The 18086-nt window shown below is 64.8% G+C and carries 15 protein-coding genes and 1 tRNA gene; 8 read left to right on the forward strand and 8 right to left on the reverse strand.

Translation table 11 applies throughout. The features are described 5' to 3' along the window. The 8 genes from ABDV69_RS07295 to dnaA all read right to left on the reverse strand — a co-directional run bounded on the left by ABDV69_RS07295 (position 1) and on the right by dnaA (position 11995). A tRNA-Ile gene (locus ABDV69_RS07295) sits at positions 1 to 74 on the reverse strand. A gap of 52 nt (positions 75 to 126) precedes the next feature. After that, positions 127 to 894, reverse strand: a complete 768-nt coding sequence (locus tag ABDV69_RS07300) for a DUF3566 domain-containing protein (RefSeq protein WP_343572908.1) — start codon at positions 892 to 894, stop codon at positions 127 to 129. A gap of 75 nt (positions 895 to 969) precedes the next feature. Continuing rightward, on the reverse strand, positions 970 to 4728 hold the full coding sequence (gene gyrA, locus ABDV69_RS07305) for an intein-containing DNA gyrase subunit A (RefSeq protein WP_343572909.1): 3759 nt from the start codon (positions 4726 to 4728) through the stop codon (positions 970 to 972). A 38-nt stretch (positions 4729 to 4766) separates the two neighbouring features. Further along, on the reverse strand, positions 4767 to 6797 hold the full coding sequence (gene gyrB, locus ABDV69_RS07310; protein ID WP_343572977.1) for a DNA topoisomerase (ATP-hydrolyzing) subunit B: 2031 nt from the start codon (positions 6795 to 6797) through the stop codon (positions 4767 to 4769). 222 nt (positions 6798 to 7019) lie between these two features. Further along, positions 7020 to 7580 (reverse strand): DUF721 family protein, encoded by a 561-nt coding sequence (locus ABDV69_RS07315; protein ID WP_343572911.1) that lies wholly within the window; start codon positions 7578 to 7580, stop codon positions 7020 to 7022. Next, positions 7577 to 8722, reverse strand: coding sequence for a DNA replication/repair protein RecF (gene recF, locus ABDV69_RS07320; RefSeq protein WP_343572913.1), 1146 nt, complete (start codon positions 8720 to 8722; stop codon positions 7577 to 7579). The genes ABDV69_RS07315 and recF overlap by 4 nt, the downstream gene beginning before the upstream one ends. Before the next feature lie 7 nt (positions 8723 to 8729). Then, positions 8730 to 9926, reverse strand: coding sequence for a DNA polymerase III subunit beta (gene dnaN / locus ABDV69_RS07325; RefSeq protein WP_343572914.1), 1197 nt, complete (start codon positions 9924 to 9926; stop codon positions 8730 to 8732). Positions 9927 to 10495: 569 nt separating this feature from the next. After that, positions 10496 to 11995: a chromosomal replication initiator protein DnaA gene (gene dnaA, locus ABDV69_RS07330; RefSeq protein ID WP_343572916.1), complete on the reverse strand. Its 1500-nt coding sequence runs from the start codon at positions 11993 to 11995 to the stop codon at positions 10496 to 10498. Positions 11996 to 12569: 574 nt separating this feature from the next. On the opposite strand from dnaA, the gene rpmH reads away from it, so the two are divergent. The 8 genes from rpmH to ABDV69_RS07370 all read left to right on the forward strand — a co-directional run bounded on the left by rpmH (position 12570) and on the right by ABDV69_RS07370 (position 17834). Further along, on the forward strand, positions 12570 to 12713 hold the full coding sequence (gene rpmH / locus ABDV69_RS07335) for a 50S ribosomal protein L34 (RefSeq protein ID WP_343572918.1): 144 nt from the start codon (positions 12570 to 12572) through the stop codon (positions 12711 to 12713). A gap of 18 nt (positions 12714 to 12731) precedes the next feature. Continuing rightward, positions 12732 to 13076, forward strand: a complete 345-nt coding sequence (rnpA, locus tag ABDV69_RS07340) for a ribonuclease P protein component (protein WP_343572979.1) — start codon at positions 12732 to 12734, stop codon at positions 13074 to 13076. Between the two features lie 17 nt (positions 13077 to 13093). After that, positions 13094 to 13387 (forward strand): membrane protein insertion efficiency factor YidD, encoded by a 294-nt coding sequence (yidD, locus tag ABDV69_RS07345; RefSeq protein WP_343572980.1) that lies wholly within the window; start codon positions 13094 to 13096, stop codon positions 13385 to 13387. Between the two features lie 9 nt (positions 13388 to 13396). Next, positions 13397 to 14440 carry a membrane protein insertase YidC gene (gene yidC / locus ABDV69_RS07350; RefSeq protein ID WP_343572982.1) on the forward strand — a complete coding sequence of 348 codons (1044 nt, stop codon included), beginning with the start codon at positions 13397 to 13399 and terminating at the stop codon, positions 14438 to 14440. Positions 14441 to 14520: 80 nt separating this feature from the next. Next, entirely contained in the window at positions 14521 to 15108 is a 588-nt protein-coding gene (locus tag ABDV69_RS07355) for a R3H domain-containing nucleic acid-binding protein (RefSeq protein WP_343572920.1), read from the forward strand. A 64-nt stretch (positions 15109 to 15172) separates the two neighbouring features. Further along, on the forward strand, positions 15173 to 15898 hold the full coding sequence (rsmG, locus tag ABDV69_RS07360; RefSeq protein WP_343572922.1) for a 16S rRNA (guanine(527)-N(7))-methyltransferase RsmG: 726 nt from the start codon (positions 15173 to 15175) through the stop codon (positions 15896 to 15898). Then, entirely contained in the window at positions 15895 to 16851 is a 957-nt protein-coding gene (locus ABDV69_RS07365) for a ParA family protein (RefSeq protein WP_343572923.1), read from the forward strand. Before rsmG ends, ABDV69_RS07365 begins: the two co-directional genes overlap by 4 nt. Continuing rightward, entirely contained in the window at positions 16848 to 17834 is a 987-nt protein-coding gene (locus ABDV69_RS07370; protein ID WP_343572925.1) for a ParB/RepB/Spo0J family partition protein, read from the forward strand. Before ABDV69_RS07365 ends, ABDV69_RS07370 begins: the two co-directional genes overlap by 4 nt. Positions 17835 to 18086: the final 252 nt, after the last annotated feature.

Genomic DNA, 18086 nt, shown 5'->3' on the forward strand with positions numbered 1-18086 from the left:
TGGGCCTAGGAGGACTCGAACCTCCGACCTCTTCGTTATCAGCGAAGCGCTCTAACCGCCTGAGCTATAGGCCCGCACACAGACGAGCGACGAGATTACCGCACCCGGGCGTCTGCACCCAAAACGCTAGTCCCGGTCGGCCAGCGTCACCTCGACGCCGCCGATCAAGTCGGTGGTCAAGTTGTAGATGAAAGCGCCGATCGTGGCCGCGGCGGTGAGCAAAACGATGTTCACCAGACCGATCAGCACCGCAGCGCCGAAGATCGTGCCGGCCGACACCAACTCGGCGCTGCCGCTGGTGTTGTTCAGCAGATCGCCGACGTTGCTGTTGAGCTTGCTCCAGACACCCATGCCGCCCAAGACCAAGTAGAGGAACGCCACCGCGATCATCCAGACGAAGAACAACGCCACCGACAACACCAGCGACACCTTCAAAGTGCTCCACGGGTCGACCCGCCGGATCTGCATGCTGGCGCGCAACGGCCCGGGCGTCCGCGGCGACGCCACCCGGATGCGGCCTGCCGACCGCACCGGTGCGGTCACGCTGGCGTCTCGCTCGGCCGCCGACTTCCGTTGTGCTGCGCGGGGAATCGCGCCAGACAGGTCGGGCAGTTCACTGGCGTAAGCATCGCTTTCCCGGCTCTCGTTCGGTGCGGGCGGCGCAGCGGCGTCGGGCGGTGGAATTTTCGAGGTGCCCGGTACGGCGGTGCCGGCGATGAACCGATTCAGCCGTGCCTCGGCATTGGATGCCGCCGCGCCGCGCCCCGGCACGCGCTGTTGCGCCGGCGACGGGCGGGCGGGCGGCCGCGTGCGCGGCGTCGCGGCAGTGTTGGCGCCTGTTCCGTTCGGGCCGTCGCCCGGTCCGGAATGGCCCGGCTCGTTCGGTGACGTCACCACGGCTCCTAACTGTGCACCCGGTCGCCTGCGCGGCCGGCGATCGCTTGCGCCTCGGCCCAGCCTAATCACCCGCTAGGCGTCCGCCTCCTCGTCGGGAGCCTCAGCCTCTTCGGCGTTGCGTGCAATGGCTAACAGTGTGTCGCCCTCGCCCAAGTTCATCAACCGAACACCCTTGGTCTGCCGCCCGGCCTTGCGGACCTGCTTGGCCTTCGTCCGGATCACCCCACCGCCGGAGGTGATCGCGTAGACCTCGCTGTCGTCGTCCACGATCAGCGCCCCTACCAGCCTGCCACGGCGGGAGTCGTACTGGATCGTCAGAATGCCCTTCCCGCCGCGGCCCTGCGCGGTGTACTCCTCGAGCGCGGTGCGCTTGGCGTACCCGCCGGAGGTCGCGACCAGCAGGAATGTGCCCTCACGCACCACGTTGAGCGACAGCAGGTAGTCGTCGGTGTTGAACCGCATGCCCTGCACACCCGAAGTCGCCCGGCCCATCGGCCGCAGCGCCTCGTCGGTCGCCGAGAACCGGATCGACTGGCCGAGAGCCGACACCAGCAGCAGATCGTCGTCGGCGGAACACAGCATCGCACCGACCAGCTCGTCGCCGTCGCGCAAGTTGACCGCGACAATGCCGCCCGACCGGTTCGAGTCGAAGTCGGTCAGCTTGGTCTTTTTGACCAGCCCGTTGCGGGTGGCCAACACCAGGTAGGGCGCATCCTCGTAGCTCTTGATCTGGATGACCTGGGCGATCCGCTCCTCGGGCTGGAAGGCCAGCAGGTTGGCGACGTGCTGGCCGCGCGCGGTGCGGGATGCCTCCGGCAGGTCGTATGCCTTGGCCCGATAGACCCGGCCCTGGGTGGTGAAGAACAGGATCCAGTCGTGCGTCGAGCACACGAAGAAGTGCCGCACGATGTCGTCCTGCTTGAGCCCAGCACCCTGGACGCCCTTGCCGCCGCGCTTCTGGCTGCGATACAGGTCGGTCTTGGTGCGCTTGGCGTAACCGGTCTCGGTGATGGTGACGACGACGTCCTCGCGGGCGATCAGGTCCTCGTCGTTGACGTCGCCGTCAGCGGCGATGATCCGGGTGCGACGGTCGTCGCCGTGCTTGTCGGCGAGCTCGGCGAGTTCGTCGTGGACGATCTGGCGCTGTCGTTCCGGCTTGGCCAGGATGTCCTCGAGGTCGGCGATCTCGGCCTCAATTTTTGCCAGGTCGTCGATGATGCGCTGGCGCTCCAACGCGGCCAGGCGCCGCAGCTGCATGTCCAAGATCGCCTGGGCCTGGATCTCGTCGACGTCAAGCAGCTCGATCAGGCCGGTTCTGGCGATGTCGACGGTCTGCGACGCGCGGATCAGCGCGATCACCTCGTCCAGGGCGTCAAGGGCTTTGACCAAACCGCGCAAGATGTGCGCGCGCTCGTTGGCCTTGCGCAGCCGGTAAGTGGTGCGCCGGATGATCACGTCGAGTTGGTGTGCCACGTAGTGCCGGATCATCTGGTCGAGCCGCAGCGTGCGCGGCACCCCGTCGACGATCGACAGCATGTTGGCACCGAAGCTGGTCTGCAGCTGGGTGTGCTTGTAAAGGTTGTTCAGCACCACCTTGGCCACCGCGTCACGCTTGATCTCCACGACGATGCGCAGACCGACCCGGTCGCTGCTCTGGTCCTCGATGTTGGAGATGCCGGCCAGCCGCCCGTCGCGAACCTGCTCGGCTATCGAGGTGATGAAGTTGTCGTGATTGACCTGATAGGGCAGCTCGGTGATCACGATCGAGGTGCGACCGCGCGAATCTTCTTCTACCTCAACGACTCCGCGCATCCGGATCGAACCCCGACCGGTGGTATAAGCATCGTTGATGCCCTGCGAGCCGACGATCAGCCCGTGGGTCGGGAAGTCCGGACCCTTGACCCGCTCGCACACCGCAGCCAGCGTGGTTTCCTCGTCGGCCTCGTGGTTGTCCAGACACCAGTACACGGCCTCCGCGAGCTCGCGCAGGTTGTGCGGCGGAATGTTGGTGGCCATGCCGACCGCGATGCCGCCCGAGCCGTTGGCCAGCAGGTTGGGGAACCGGCTCGGCAGCACCGTCGGTTCCTGCACCCGGCCGTCGTAGTTCGGGGTGAAATCGACTGTCTCCTCGTCGATTTCACGCAGCATTTCCATCGCGAGCGGGGTCAGCCGTGCTTCAGTGTTGTGGCTGACAAAGCCGTTGGTGACGAAGGCGTGGTCCTCCGTGTCGACACGGAGGCTGTACACGGGCTTTATACCGGCGCGAAGCACGGAAGCTACTCGTGCGAAGTAGAACCGACCGTCGGTCAAGTCCGTCGCGATGGCACGGACCTCGGGGTCGGCGATATGTGTCAGGATCTCCTCGCCGCGAGTTCGCCAGCGCTGGACGCGATCGACGTTGTGGCGCGCAAGCCAATACTGATCCGCCCGAGAGCCACCCGCATGCCGGCGGATGAACGCTGCCAACCCCGGGACATGGTCGCCATCCATGCCCCTACACGGAGGCAGGGAACTCAGGATTGCGTTGAGCTTCAGCTGCTTCGCACCACCGAAACCGATTTGGACCGCAAACAACTCGGCTTGCGCACGGTTGGTGATGACCACTTTGTGTTCGCCAACCGCGTGGAGATAGCGCCGCGACACGATACCGAATTCAAGGAGCATCTGTTGTACGTCAGCCGCGAGCTGCCGGCTTCTCGTCGAATACGAGATCTGAATTGCGTTGCGCGGCAATGCAGAGCAGGACCCGTCTCCTTCGAAAAGGGCCCCCAGGAACGCCCGCTTCACCGCCGCGGGTGACTGCCACAACCAATCTGGAACGACCTTGTCTTGCGATCGCTGGCCCGTTAGCTCACCGAGTCGACTCTGTTTCAATGCGGTCAGATTTTGGATGTCGAGTTCGTGCAGCATTGATCCCGAGGCGATTCGACGGGTCGAGACGTAACGTTGCCCCCCCACGACAGCGTCGTAAGCCGTAACCACCGTGGAGAAGTAATTACGGTCGAGGTTGTTGAAACCCGCGCGCCCCTCGGAAACGAAGCCCTCACTGATGAAGGCGCCGAGCAGCAGAGCTTCCATCGTCGGCTGCCAGTCGGCAGGGCCTAGCTCGATCGGCGGGGTTCGCTGCAGCACGACGTGGTCTTGATGACCGATTTCTGAGATCAGCTTCCACAACAGCGTGGGCACACCACCGATCTCGATGAGACATAGCAGGGGGTGGTTCGCCGTTCCAGTTAACTCGTAACCTTCGGCTGTGCAAACCGTGTACGTCTGGTGCTCACCCGAGTGAAACAGCCGGTCAGCCCGAACGGGGTTGCCGTGTCGGTCAACAACTTTCAAGTCAGCTTCGTTGTCGGAATTACGTACGGCGCCAGGGACGACATCTTGGATCCGCACCGACTGCCCTAACGGTAAGCGGACCAGCGCGTCACCGGTCACGCAGTAGCGCATCGCGGCCGCTGGGTCGTTGCCCGGTGAGCCGAAGTTTCCCTGGCCGTCGACCAACGGGTAGCGCAGCGACCACGGTTGCGCCATCCGCACCAATGTGTCGTAGATCGACGAGTCGCCGTGCGGGTGGTAGTTACCCATCGTCTCGGCCACGGAGCGGGCCGATTTCGCGTGTCCGCGGTCCGGGCGGAACCCCGAGTCGAACATCGCATAGAGCACCCGGCGGTGCACCGGCTTGAGTCCGTCACGTACTTCGGGCAACGCGCGGCCGACGATCACGCTCATCGCGTAATCGATGTAGCTGCGTTGCATCTCGTGCTGGATGTCGACGGGTTCGATACGGTCGCCGGCTTCGCCGGCCGGCGGCAGCGTGGTGTCAGTCATGGGTTCCTTCGGTCGCTGGAACTAGCCGTCTCGACGACTTAAACATCGAGAAAGCGGACGTCTTTGGCGTTGCGGGTGATGAAGCTGCGTCGGGCCTCGACGTCCTCGCCCATCAGGATCGAGAACAGCTCGTCGGCCGCGGCAGCATCGTCGAGCGTGATCTGACGCAGCACCCGCACCGACGGATCCATCGTGGTTTCCCACAGCTCCTTGGCATCCATCTCGCCGAGGCCTTTATAACGCTGGATGCCGTCCTCGGTGTTGATCTTTCGACCTGCGGCGCGGCCGGCCTCCAGCAGACCGTCGCGCTCACGGTCGGAGTAGGCGAATTCGGGCTCGCTGCGCTGCCACTTCAGTTTGTACAGCGGCGGCTGCGCGAGGAACACGTGGCCGTTTTCGATTAGCGGCCGCATGAAACGGAACAACAGTGTCAGCAGCAGTGTCGAGATGTGCTGTCCGTCGACGTCGGCATCGGCCATCAGTACGATCTTGTGATAACGCAGCTTGGTGAGGTCGAACTCGTCGTGGATACCGGTGCCCAGCGCGGTGATGATCGCTTGGACTTCAGTGTTTTTCAGCACCCGGTCGATGCGCGCCTTCTCGACATTGATGATCTTGCCGCGCAGCGGCAGGATCGCCTGAAACATCGAGTCGCGGCCGCTCTTGGCCGAGCCGCCGGCCGAATCACCTTCCACCACATACAGCTCCGACTTGCGGGGATCGGTGGAACGGCAGTCGGCCAACTTACCGGGCAGCCCGCCGATATCAGTTGCGCTCTTGCGGCGAACCAACTCTCGTGCTTTGCGAGCCGCCAGGCGGGCCTGCGCGGACGACACCGCCTTGTTGACGACGGTCTTGGCATCGGCAGGGTTTGCCTCGAACCAGTGGCTGAGCTGTTCGTTGCAGATCTTTTGCACGAACGACTTGACTTCGGTGTTGCCCAGCTTCGTCTTGGTCTGGCCCTCGAACTGCGGCTCGCGGACCTTCACCGAGATGACCGCCGCCAGACCCTCACGGATGTCGTCGCCGGTGAGGTTGGAGTCCTTCTCTTTGAGCAGCTTCTTGTCTTTGGCGTACTTGTTGACCACCGTCGTGAGCGCCGCGCGGAAACCCTCTTCGTGGGTACCGCCCTCGTGGGTGTTGATGGTGTTGGCAAAGGTGTGCACCGATTCCGAGTAGCCGCCGTTCCACTGCATGGCGATTTCCACTTCATGGCCGGGACCCTTCCCGGAGAAGTCGACGATGGTGGAGTGGATCGGGCTCTTGGTCCGGTTGATGTGCTTGACGTAGTCGACCAGACCGCCCGGGTAGTGGAAGGTGCGGTGCTTGACTTTGTGCGGCGCAACCGATTCCGCGACTTTCTCTTCCGCGGACTTGGGGGCTTCGGCGGTGTCGCTGACGACTTCGTCGACGACGTCTTCCCGGCTGACCCGTTCGTCGGTGAGGTTGATCGTCAGACCCTTGTTGAGGAAGGCCATCTCCTGCAGCCGGCGGGCTACGGTCTCGAAGTCGTAGTTCGTCGTTTCAAAGATGCCCGAATCCGCCCAGAACCGGACTGTCGTGCCGGTCTTCTTGGTTTTGTCACCCTGTTTGAGAGTGCCGGGCACAGAGCGGTCGTAGGTCTGATACCACTCCGAACCGTCGCGGGAGATTTCCACTTCGAGTCGAGTCGACAACGCGTTGACCACCGAGACGCCCACGCCATGCAGACCGCCGGAAACCGCGTAGGCGCCGTCGTCGCCGCCGAACTTGCCGCCGGCGTGCAGTTGAGTCATCACGACGTCCACGGTGGGAACTCCGGTGGCATGCATTGCCACCGGGATGCCGCGGCCGTTGTCGGTGACCTGGACGCCACCGTTCTCCAGGATCTCCACATCGACCGTGTCGGCGTAGCCCGCCATCGCTTCGTCGATGGCGTTGTCGACGACCTCCCAGACCAGGTGGTGCAATCCGCGCTCTCCGGTGGAGCCGATATACATGCCGGGGCGCTTACGGACCGCTTCCAGTCCCTCGAGAATGGTGATGGAATCGGCGCCGTACTCTTTCGGATTCTTCTTCGGGGCAGCCACGATCGGAAGGCTCTCCTTGGGGTGCGCGCGCAGGCAGTCCGATGACTGTGCGCTGGTTCTCGCCCAGTCTACCGTCACGACAGGTCCGGACTGATTCTGTAAGGGCGTTTCTACACAGCTATCTGAGCCGTGTACGGAATTTTTCGATCTGTCCTGCGTCCTGACGCTTGACAAGCGCCTTTTTCGCGTTGTGACGGCCCTCAGCGCAACGGTATCGCCGGCTCATCCGTAGGTGTCGCGCGGTCCTCGCCCGGCGATATGCAGCGGGCCCTTGCGCCACGACGGGGCGGTCGGGCCGGTGATCCGCAGGCTGGTGACCACGCCGTGGCCCACCTCCGCCGCGATCTTGGCCAGCACCTGGTTCTGGATGAGACGTAACTGCGTGGCCCACGCCGTGGACTCCGCCGTGACGCTGAGCACCCCGTCGCGCAGGCCGGTCGGGGTGGCGTGTTCGGCGATGTGGGCGCCGACGACTTGCGGCCACTGACCGAACACCGCGCCCTCGGCGACCCTGGACGACCATCCGTTTTTTTTCGCGACGTCACGGGTGGCGCTGGCGAGGGGCTGCGGGTCGCGCGCGTCGGGGCCGGGCCCGGACCAGCGCCGGCGGCTCGCGCCGGCCACCCGGCGGGCCGGGGGTAACCGCCGACCGCGGCCGACGTCTTTACCTTGGATGCGGGCCGCGCCACGGGCTTCTTCCAACACCCGTCGCACCAGATCCATCCCTTGCATTCCACTCAGATGTTCGGGCGGTACAGAGCCCGGCGTCTCGTCGTCGTTCATCCCGTCACCGCCGATACAGGTCCGTTGTCGTCGTCGTTCATCCCGATGTGAACCCAGGTGGCATCCCAGTCGCGCGGAATGTCGTCGGGCACCGCCGCGGTCACCAGCACCTGCTCCGCGGATCCAGCCACCGCGGCCAGCGCTTCGCGACGGGCGACATCGAGTTCGGCGAATACGTCGTCGAGCAGCAGCACCGGATCGCTGCCGTCCGCGCGAAGTAATTCATAGGCGGCCAGTCGCAGCGCCAGTGCCACCGACCACGATTCCCCGTGGCTGGCGAAGCCTTTCGCCGGTTGTTCACCCAGCCGCAGTTCGAGATCGTCGCGGTGCGGGCCCACGAGACACACACCGCGCTCTAGTTCGGCACTGCGGCGCGCCGCCATTTTTTCCAGCAGCGCCGCCTGCAGAGTCGCGACGTCAAGCCGATCGGGTTCGACCTCGACGCTGGCGCGGTAGGCGATCGCGACCGGCCGCGACGCCGGTGCCAGCAACTGGTAACTCTTTTGTACTTCTGGCGCCAACTCGTTGGTCAAAGTCATTCGGGCGGACATCAATTCGGCGCCGTGCGCGGCAAGCTGCCGGTCCCACACGTCGAGGGTGTCCATGGCGCCGCGGTCGCCGCGAAATCGCGCACCGGACGCCGACTTCAGGAGCGCCGTGCGCTGCCGCAGCACCTTGTCGTAGTCGGCCCGGATCCCCGCCACCCGCGGACGCCGCAGCGCAGCCAGATCGTCGAGATATCGTCGCCGATCGCCGGGGTCGCCGCGGACCAATGCGAGATCCTCCGGTGCGAACAACACCGCCCGCAGCACGCCGACGACTTCGCGCGGACTGCGCACCGGCGAGCGGTTGAGCCGCGCCTTGTTCGCCCGGCCTGCGGCGATCTCCAGATCGACCGCGCATTCCCGACCTTCGTTGACGACGATCGTCGACACCACGGCCCGTTGCGCACCGATCCGGACCAGCGGCGCGTCAGTGCCGACCCGGTGCGATCCGAGAGTCGACGAATACCACAGGGCTTCAACAAGATTCGTCTTACCGAAACCGTTGGAGCCGACGAAGACCGTCCGCCCCGGTGGCAACTCTAGCTCGACGTTCGCCCAGGACCGAAAGTCACGTAAGCCGAGATGGCGGACGTACACCGGACGACTAACCGGGCAGACGAACCGGCATTAGCAAGTAGACGTAGTCCGTCTCGAGAGCCGGGAAGGGTCCAGTGCCGGTGGGTTGGGCGTGGTCGCCGGCCGGTCGTAACACCGCGGGACGGCTCGGCGTGGTAAAGCCGAACGCCACCCGGTCGGAATGCAGTGAGCTCAGGCCGTCGGTGAGATAGGTCGGGTTGAACGCGATGGTCAGCGGTTCACCGGCGAATTCCGCCGGAACGTCTTCCTCGGCGCGACCGACATCGTCGGCTCCGGCCGACAGCCGAAGCGTGTCGTCGGCGAATTCCATCCGGATCTGGGCGCCGCGGTCGGCGACCAGCGCCACGCGCTTGATGGCCTCGGTCAACTCGGCGACTACGACGGTGGCGACGGCTGTGTGTTCGCCGGGCAGCAGTTGGCGAAATTTCGGGAACTCCGCATCGAGCAGCCGGGTGGTGCTGCGCTTGCCTTTTCCGCTGATACCGAGCAACCCATCTTTGCCGACGGACGAGCCGGCACCCAACGACAAGTGCACGTCGGCGCCGTCGGTCCCGCTCTTGGCCGCCTCGGACAGCGTCTTGGCCGGCACCAACACCGCGGCCTCGACGTCGGGTGCGGCCGCCGACCAGGTGAGCTCGCGAACAGCCAGCCGGAACCGGTCGGTCGCGGCCAAAACCACTGACTGTCCAGAGATTTCGACTCTGATGCCGGTCAGCATCGGCAACGTGTCATCGCGGCCGGCGGCGACCGCGACCTGGCCGATCGCCTCGGCGAACACATCCACCGCCAGCACACCGGTCTCGTCGGGCAGCGCCGGCAGCGTGGGGTAGTCCTCGACGGCCATCGTCGGCAACGAGAATTTCGCGCTTCCGCAGGCCAGCGCGACCCTGGTGCCCTCGACCTGCACCTCGACCGGCTTGTTCGGTAGGGCCCGGGTAATGTCAGACAGCAACCGTCCTGACACCAAAGCTTTTCCCGGAGAACCTATTTCGGCCGCCAGACGGACTTCGGCAGACACCTCGTAGTCGAATCCGGAAATTGTCAAGCCGTCATCGGAGCCGGTCAGCAACACACCAGCCAGCACCGGCACCGTCGGCCGGGACGGCAGGGTGCGCGCCACCCATGCCACTGCGTCAGCGAAGTCGTCGCGCACCAGGCGGAACTTCAAGTCGGTCAGGCCGACGGCGGTCGTCGCCACGTCCATTGCGTCCCTTCAATCACCTCGAACAGCACGGCTGACTTCAGCGGCTGCGCCCCATCTGAGGCGTGCTGTTTCCCGCCGACGGACGCCCGTGCCCGTACTCGTTGCGACCACCGAACCGGCTGTCGAACCACAACCGTAGAGCGTCGGAGGCCATCTTGAAAGCTAATCGGAAGCAGGGACATGCGGGCCTTTCGAGGCTCACGGCCGGGATGTGGAACGGCTCGTCCCCAACAGCTTTTTCTGAAGAGCAAATTACTGAGATATCTCAATAACAGTAATAAGGCCTGTGCAGTTTGTGGACAGCCTGGTGTCTGGGCTGCTGGAAGTGCCGGGTGGGTTGTGTATGACCTGGGGTCGGGTTGGGTGGTTTGTGTGCATCGGTTGGGGAGTGGTCGCGGTTGTGCACGGACCGGGTGGTCGCACGACGGCTCTGCGCAGGTTGCGCACAGGGGCGTGCACAGGCTTGTGCTGTGACTGGTGGTGCCGACGGGGCCGAAGTTTTTTGAAATTCCAGGTGACGAAGGGCCCTGGTGAGCCCCGGGTGATAGCCGACCGGTGGTCCAGACCGATCAACGCTTGGAGCGCTGACGAATCCGAGTGGTGAGTTCTTTGACGTGATCGAAGACTTCACGGCGCTCGGCCATTTCGGACAGGATCTTCTTCTGGGCGTACATCACCGTGGTGTGATCGCGGCCGAACGCCTGGCCGATCTTGGGCAGGGACAGATCGGTCAGTTCGCGGCACAGATACATGGCGATCTGTCGCGACTGCGCCAGCGCCCGGGTTTTGCCGGGTCCACGCAGTTCTTCCACCGTGGTGTCGAAGTACTCGGCAGTGGCGGCCATGATGGTCGCGGCGCTGATCTGCATGGTGCTGGCATCGGCGATCAGGTCACGCAACACGATCTCGGCCAGGGACTTGTCGATCGGCGCCTTGTTCAGCGAGGCGAATGCGGTGACGCGAATCAGCGCGCCCTCGAGCTCGCGGATGTTGCGTTCGATGCTGCTGGCAATCAGCTCGAGCACATCGTCGGGCACATTGAGCCGCTCCATCTGCGCTTTCTTGCGCAAAATGGCGATGCGGGTTTCCAATTCCGGCGGCTGAACGTCGGTGATCAGTCCCCACTCGAACCGGGTTCGCAGCCGATCCTCAAGTGTCGCAAGTTGTTTGGGCGGACGATCGGAGGAAATCACGATCTGCTTGTTGGCATTGTGCAGGGTATTAAAGGTGTGGAAGAACTCTTCTTGGATGCCTTCCTTGCCTTCGATGAACTGGATGTCGTCGACCAGCAGCACGTCGACATCGCGATAGCTGCGCTTGAAGGCGACCTTGCGGTCGTCACGCAGCGAGTTGATGAAGTCGTTGGTGAATTCCTCGGTTGAGACGTACTTGACGCGCATCCCGGGGAAGAGTCGCTGGGCGTAGTTACCGGCGGCATGCAGCAGGTGCGTCTTGCCTAGGCCCGACTCGCCCCAGATGAAGAGCGGGTTGTAGGCACGGGCCGGTGCTTCGGCTATTGCCAGCGCCGCGGCATGGGCGAACCGATTGGAAGCCCCGATGACGAAGGTGTCGAAGGTGTAGCGCCGATTCAAGCTCAGGCCGGCGGCGGCCTCGGCGGCTTGGCTGTGTGGGCGTTCGGAGAAATACGACGGCCAACTCTGGTGTGCACTGGCCAGGGCTTCGCCGTCTTCGTCGATCTCGTCGATCTCGTCGGCGTCTTCGAATGCCGTGTTGGTTCGGTCGTCGGATTCATTGGAGGCCAGTGGGGAGATGCGTACGCCGAGTTCGATCTGCTGTCCGAGCCGGCGGCTCAGCGCATCGGTGATCTGGGTTCGCAGGTGTCGTTCGATTTCGTTTTGTACGAAACTGCTCGGTACGGAGAGCAGGGCGAAACCTTCGACGATCGTCAGGGGCTGTACCAGGTTGAGCCACGCCCGTTGCTGCGGTGTCAGTGGCGACACATACGGTGCGCCGACAATTGCGGTGCCGTCTGTGGAAAGTTCACCATTGAGTTCCGAGACGACCGCACTCCAGACCGTCGCGAAGTTTGATCCGGGGTCCTCGGTCAACGACGGGTCCCCCTGAACTGATGTGAAAGGTCTACCGATGGTTCCGACGACGAACTGTCCACACCGTTATCCACAGGTGTGGACAGGACAGCGACCAACGAGGCACAACTCACCCCGGATAGCCCGACGGGTCGGCGCTCGAGACGGCCAGTAAAACGTAGCTGGCTAGGAGGCCGATCTGCCACCCTTACTTCGTTGTCTAGCGCCGCTTCGGTATGAAACAGCACCGACCGAAGCTAACAGCTTTCGCCGCTTGCAGCCAACCGTTCTGCAACATTTAAAACCGGTTGACCAAGATCGCCTGCCGGACCGGTGGCGGGTGTGGCGGCGGTCGAAGGTATTCCTGGCGTCGGCGCGCGATTTAGCCTGGTTTGACCGGGCGAACGCCGGTCAGTACCCTCAAACAGTCGTCCCGAAAGCGGGCGATACGGCTGCGATTCGGACGATTCGGTCCGGACGGCGCGTCGACTACCAGCAAGACATGAAGCCTATCGAGGCGTCGTGGGGACACGTGTGACCCACCGACACGGGAGACCGGGTCGGGCGCGACGTCAGATGCAGCAAGGAGAGAGTCGTGGCAAAGGGCAAGCGGACCTTCCAGCCGAACAACCGGCGCCGTGCCCGTGTGCACGGCTTCCGGCTGCGCATGCGAACTCGGGCCGGCCGGGCCATCGTGTCGAGCCGGCGCAGCAAGGGCCGTAGTTCGCTGACTGCCTGATCTTTCGGTGTAGTGGCGGTGCTTTCCGCGCGTAACCGCATGACGCGGTCGACCGATTTCGATGCAACGGTCAAGCGGGGAAGGAAAGCCGTCCAACCGAACATGGTCATCTACATGCGACGTGCAACCGGAGACCCCAAACTCGGGCTGATCGTCTCGCGATCGGTCGGGTCTGCCGTGCAGCGGCATGGGCTGTCCCGCCGGCTGCGGCACGTCGCGCGTGACGTGCTGGCCGACCGCAACGGTTCCGAGCACGTCGTGATCCGTGCGCTTCCGAGTAGTCCCGGTGTCCCGTCGGCCCGCCTGGGTGAGGAGCTGCGAGCCGGCCTGCGCCGTATCGAAGCGGCGGGGCGCAAGCGGTGAATGCCATAACGTCAGGGATGCGCGGCGCCGAGTCCGCCGCCGTCCGCGGCGTCATCTTCGTCATCCAGCTGTACCGGCACATGGTGTCGCCGCTGCGATTGCCGACGTGTCGCTTCACCCCGACGTGCAGTCAGTACGCGGTCGACGCGCTGGCCGAGTACGGGCTGATTCGGGGGAGTTGGCTGGCGACCGTCCGGCTGGCGAAGTGTGGTCCGTGGCATCGGGGAGGATGGGATCCGATACCGGAGCGCCAGCGAGCCGCGGCCCAAGACCGGGAGAACCCAGCAACGCCAGGGGCCCGTCGTTGCTAAGGAAGAGTGATTCTGTTGTCGTTTGATCCGTTCAGCCTGGACTACTTCTATTACCCGGTCTCGGCGATCATGTGGCTCTGGTACAAGGTATTCGCCTCGTTCCTGGGAGCGACGAACTTCTTGGCCTGGACACTGTCGGTGATGTTCTTGGTTTTCACCCTCCGGGCGATTCTGTACAACCCCTTCGTCCGGCAGATCCGGACCACGCGGCAGATGCAAGAGTTGCAGCCACAGATCAAGGCGCTGCAGAAGAAGTACGGCAAGGACCGCCAGCGGATGGCGTTGGAGATGCAGAAACTGCAACGCGAACACGGATTCAATCCGATTCTCGGCTGCTTGCCGATGCTGGTTCAGGTGCCGGTGTTCCTCGGGCTCTATCACGTGTTGCGTAGCTTCAACCGCACCACGAGCGGCCTCGGTCAGCTGGGTTTGTCGCCGGAGCGCAACCGGGCGCTCGGCAACTACGTCTTCAGCGCGCAGGACGTCGGGCACTTTCTGGACGCCAACCTGTTCGGCGCGCCGCTGGGCGCGAGCATGACTCAGCGGGGCTCGAGTCTGGCGGCATTCGAGGGTTTCGACTTCAGCCGCCCGGCGGTTGTCGCGGTGGGCGCCCCGGTGATGATCCTGGCCGGCATCGCCACCTACTTCAACAGCCGCGCGTCGGTGGCCCGGCAGAGTGTTGAGGCCGCGGCCAACCCGCAGACCGCGATGATGAACAAGCTGGCGCTCTACGTCTTTCCGCTCGGCGTGGTGGTCGGTGGACCGTTCCTGCCGCTGGCGATCATCTTCTATTGGTTCGCGAACAATATCTGGACCTTCGGTCAGCAGCACTACGTGTTCAGGATGATCGAGCAAGAAGAAGAAGAGAAGAAGCGCGAGGAGATCGAACGCCGGGCCGCCAACGCGCCGGTGCCGGGGGCGAAGCCGAAGCGATCAGCGGCCAAGGCGACGGCGGGCGGCGACGGCGAGGGCCCGGCCACCGGGCCGCCGCAGCCCGACAGCGGCAACCGGACGCCGCGGCCGGGCGCCAAGCCGAAGAAGCGCGGGCGCTGAAACACCACTGTCGGATTATCGAACCGGACAGCAGACTTCACCGGGCGAGGCCCGGGCACGGGAAGGGAAGTAGGCACGAGATGACAGACCCGCAAGCAGCGACCAACGGAAACGACGCGCACGACGCGCCGGCCGAGCACGAGTTGGAAGGCTTCGCCAATGGCGCCGCGCCGGCCGAGGGCGACGGCGATGGTGAGGGCGACCAGGAAGAGCGACTGGTCGCCGAGGGAGAAATCGCCGGCGACTACTTGGAGGAACTGCTCGACCTCCTCGACTTCGACGGGGACATCGACCTGGACGTCGAAGGCAGCCGCGCGATCGTGAGCATCGACGGCAGCGAGGACCTGAACAAGTTGGTCGGCCGAAAGGGCGAGGTGCTCGATGCACTGCAGGAGTTGACCCGACTGGCCGTGCACCACAAAACGGGTGTGCGTAGCCGGCTGATGCTCGACGTGGCGAGCTGGCGCCGGCGCCGACGCGAGGAGCTCGCCGCGTTGGGGGACAAGGTCGCCAAGCGTGTACTCGAAAGCGGCGAACGCGAAGAACTTGCACCGATGACGCCGTTTGAGCGGAAGATCGTCCACGACGCCGTCGCCGCTGTCAGCGGGGTGCACAGCGAGAGCGAAGGCGTCGAGCCGGCGCGCCGTGTGGTCGTTCTGGCCGACTGAACCAAGGACATAGTTACACCTGTGTAGTTCGGGTTCGCCTCGGCGGCGGGTACGGACGGGAGGAATGTTTCACGTGAAACATGTCAATTCCCGCGACCGCGAGAGGGCGCTCTTGCCGGTGCCAGATACGGCGCCGCCGATATTCGGCGATCGGTTGAATCTCGCCGAACGCTACGCTCGACTGCTCGCGACTGCCGGCGTGGAGTGGGGCCTGCTGGGTCCGCGTGAGGTCGACCGGATCTGGGATCGACATCTGCTGAACTGCGCGGCCGTTGCGGAACTGGTCGAGGCGGGCGAACGAATCGTCGATATCGGCAGTGGCGCCGGGCTACCGGGACTCCCGATGGCGATCGCGAAACCCGGCCTGCGGGTCGTGCTGGTCGAGTCGTTGCTGCGGCGCACCGAATTCCTGCGCATGGTGATCGACGAACTCGGCCTCGACGCCGAGGTGGTCCGCGGCCGGGCCGAGGATTCCGAGGTCCGCAAGATGGCCGGCGGAGCCGACGCGGTGACGTCGAGGGCGGTGGCATCGCTAGACAAGCTGGCACGCTGGAGCCTGCCGCTAGTCAGGCAAGGTGGTCGGCTGCTGGCGATCAAAGGGGAGCGTGCATCCGACGAGGTGCGCGAGCACCGGCGTGTGCTGAGCAAGTTAGGCGCCGTGGATGTCAGGGTGGTGGAATGTGGCGTGAGTCTTTTATCCCCGCCGACAACGGTGGTGGTGGCTCGGCGGGAGAAGCCGGAATCGCTCCGGAATCCGCCGCGCCGACGATCGAGCAGGGAGAGCCAATGAGCGCGCCAGACAACCCCCTCGGCCCGGGCGCCGGCCTGGTTTCACGTGAAACATCGGAGTTGGACACCCCGATTGGAGCGGCGGCCGAGCGGGCGATGCAAGTGCTCTCCAGGTCCTGCACACCGCTGAGCCGCCCACCGCAGCGCCGCCTGTTCACCATCGCCAATCAGAAGGGTGGCGTCGGGAAGACCACGACGGCAGTCAACCTCGCGGCCGCCCTGGCCGTCCAAGGACTGCGGACGCTCGTCGTTGATCTCGATCCACAGGGCAACGCAAGCACCGCGCTGGGCATCGAGGACCGGCACTCCGGGACCCCGTCGTCCTACGAAGTACTCCTCGGTGAGATACCGCTCCAGGACGCGATGCGGCAGAGCCCACACAGCGACCGACTTTTCTGCGTGCCGTCCACCATCGACTTGGCCGGCGCCGAAATCGAGTTGGTCAGCATGGTGGCCCGCGAGAACCGGTTACGCACCGCACTCGCCGAACTCGACCGGCTCGATCCAGCAGCCCCCTTCGACTACGTCTTCATCGACTGCCCGCCGTCGCTGGGGCTGCTGACCATCAACGCATTAGTCGCCGCACCGGAGGTGCTGATCCCAATTCAGTGCGAGTACTACGCGCTGGAGGGAGTATCGCAGTTGATGAACAACATCAATCTGGTCAAGGCGCACCTGAATCCCGGACTGGACGTCACCACCGTCGTCCTCACCATGTACGACGGGCGGACCAAGCTGGCCGACCAAGTGGCCGACGAAGTCCGCCGCTTCTTCGGCCCCAAGGTCCTCAAGACCGTGATCCCGCGCAGCGTCAAAGTCTCCGAAGCGCCGGGCTACGGCATGACGATCATCGACTACGATCCCGGTTCGCGCGGCGCGCTGAGTTACCTCGACGCCAGCCGCGAGATCGCGGAGCGGGGCCTGACGACAGCTGATGGAGGGGACCAACGATGACTCAACCGACGCGTAAGAAGGGCGGCCTGGGCCGGGGACTCGCCGCGCTGATTCCCACCGGGCCAGCCGACGGGGAGACCGATCCTTCGCGCCGCGGGGGTCTACAGATCGGCGACGCGGCTGCCGACATTCTGATGGGCGGCCCGCCGGCCGCGCCCGGGTCGGACATCGGCGCGGTGTATCGCGAAATCGACCCGACTCAGATCCAGCCGAACCCGCGTCAGCCGCGGCAGGTCTTCGACGAAGAAGCGCTCTCCGAACTCGTGCACTCAATCCGCGAGTTCGGGCTCATGCAACCGATCGTGGTCCGCGACCTCGGTGCGACATCCGGCCCGCGCTACCAGCTCGTCATGGGGGAGCGGCGGTGGCGCGCGGCCCAGACCGCCGGCCTGACAGCCATCCCCGCGATCGTGCGGGAGACCGCCGATGGCAACCTGTTGCGCGACGCCCTCCTGGAGAACATCCACCGGGCACAGCTGAATCCATTGGAGGAGGCGGCGGCGTACCAGCAACTGCTCGACGAGTTCGAGGTCACCCACGACGAATTGGCCGCCCGGATCGGCCGGTCCCGTCCGTTGATCTCCAACATGATCCGGTTGCTCCGGTTGCCGATTGCCGTCCAGCGCCGAGTGGCCGCGGGGGTGCTGTCGGCCGGCCATGCCCGTGCGCTGCTGTCGCTCGAAGCCGGAGCGGAGGCGCAGGAGGCACTCGCCGCGCGGATCGTCGCCGAGGGTCTGTCGGTCCGGGCGACCGAAGAGGCGGTCACGGTCGCCAACCGCAGCGAGCCCAGCAAGCCGTCGTCGCCGAAACGCAAGCCGATCCACATGCCCGGGCTGCAAGATATCGCCGAGCAGCTGTCGGACGCCTTCGACACCCGTGTCACGGTCAGCCTGGGCAAGCGCAAGGGCAAGATTGTGATCGAGTTCGGCTCGGTGGACGATTTACAGCGCATTGTCGACTTGATGAAATCGTCGAAGAACTGACCGGGGCTACCAACCCGTTACGTCACTGTGACATTCCGCCCGATCAGGCCGCGCTGACATGCCGAGAACCACCGAATCCCTTTGTGCGCGAAGCGAACTCGCTACGAAGGCCCAGGCGGGCCGGACCGGGGACCGGTCGCGGGTCCGAAACCTCGCGTCGGCCGGAATCCGGACGGCCCGAGCCCGGCCCGCGCGGGTTCCGCGGCCGTCGGCATCGGGGTACGCTTTGCTGCGGGGTGGGGGACCACCCGC

The organism is Mycobacterium sp. (assembly GCF_039583785.1).
GTDB lineage: Bacteria > Actinomycetota > Actinomycetes > Mycobacteriales > Mycobacteriaceae > Mycobacterium.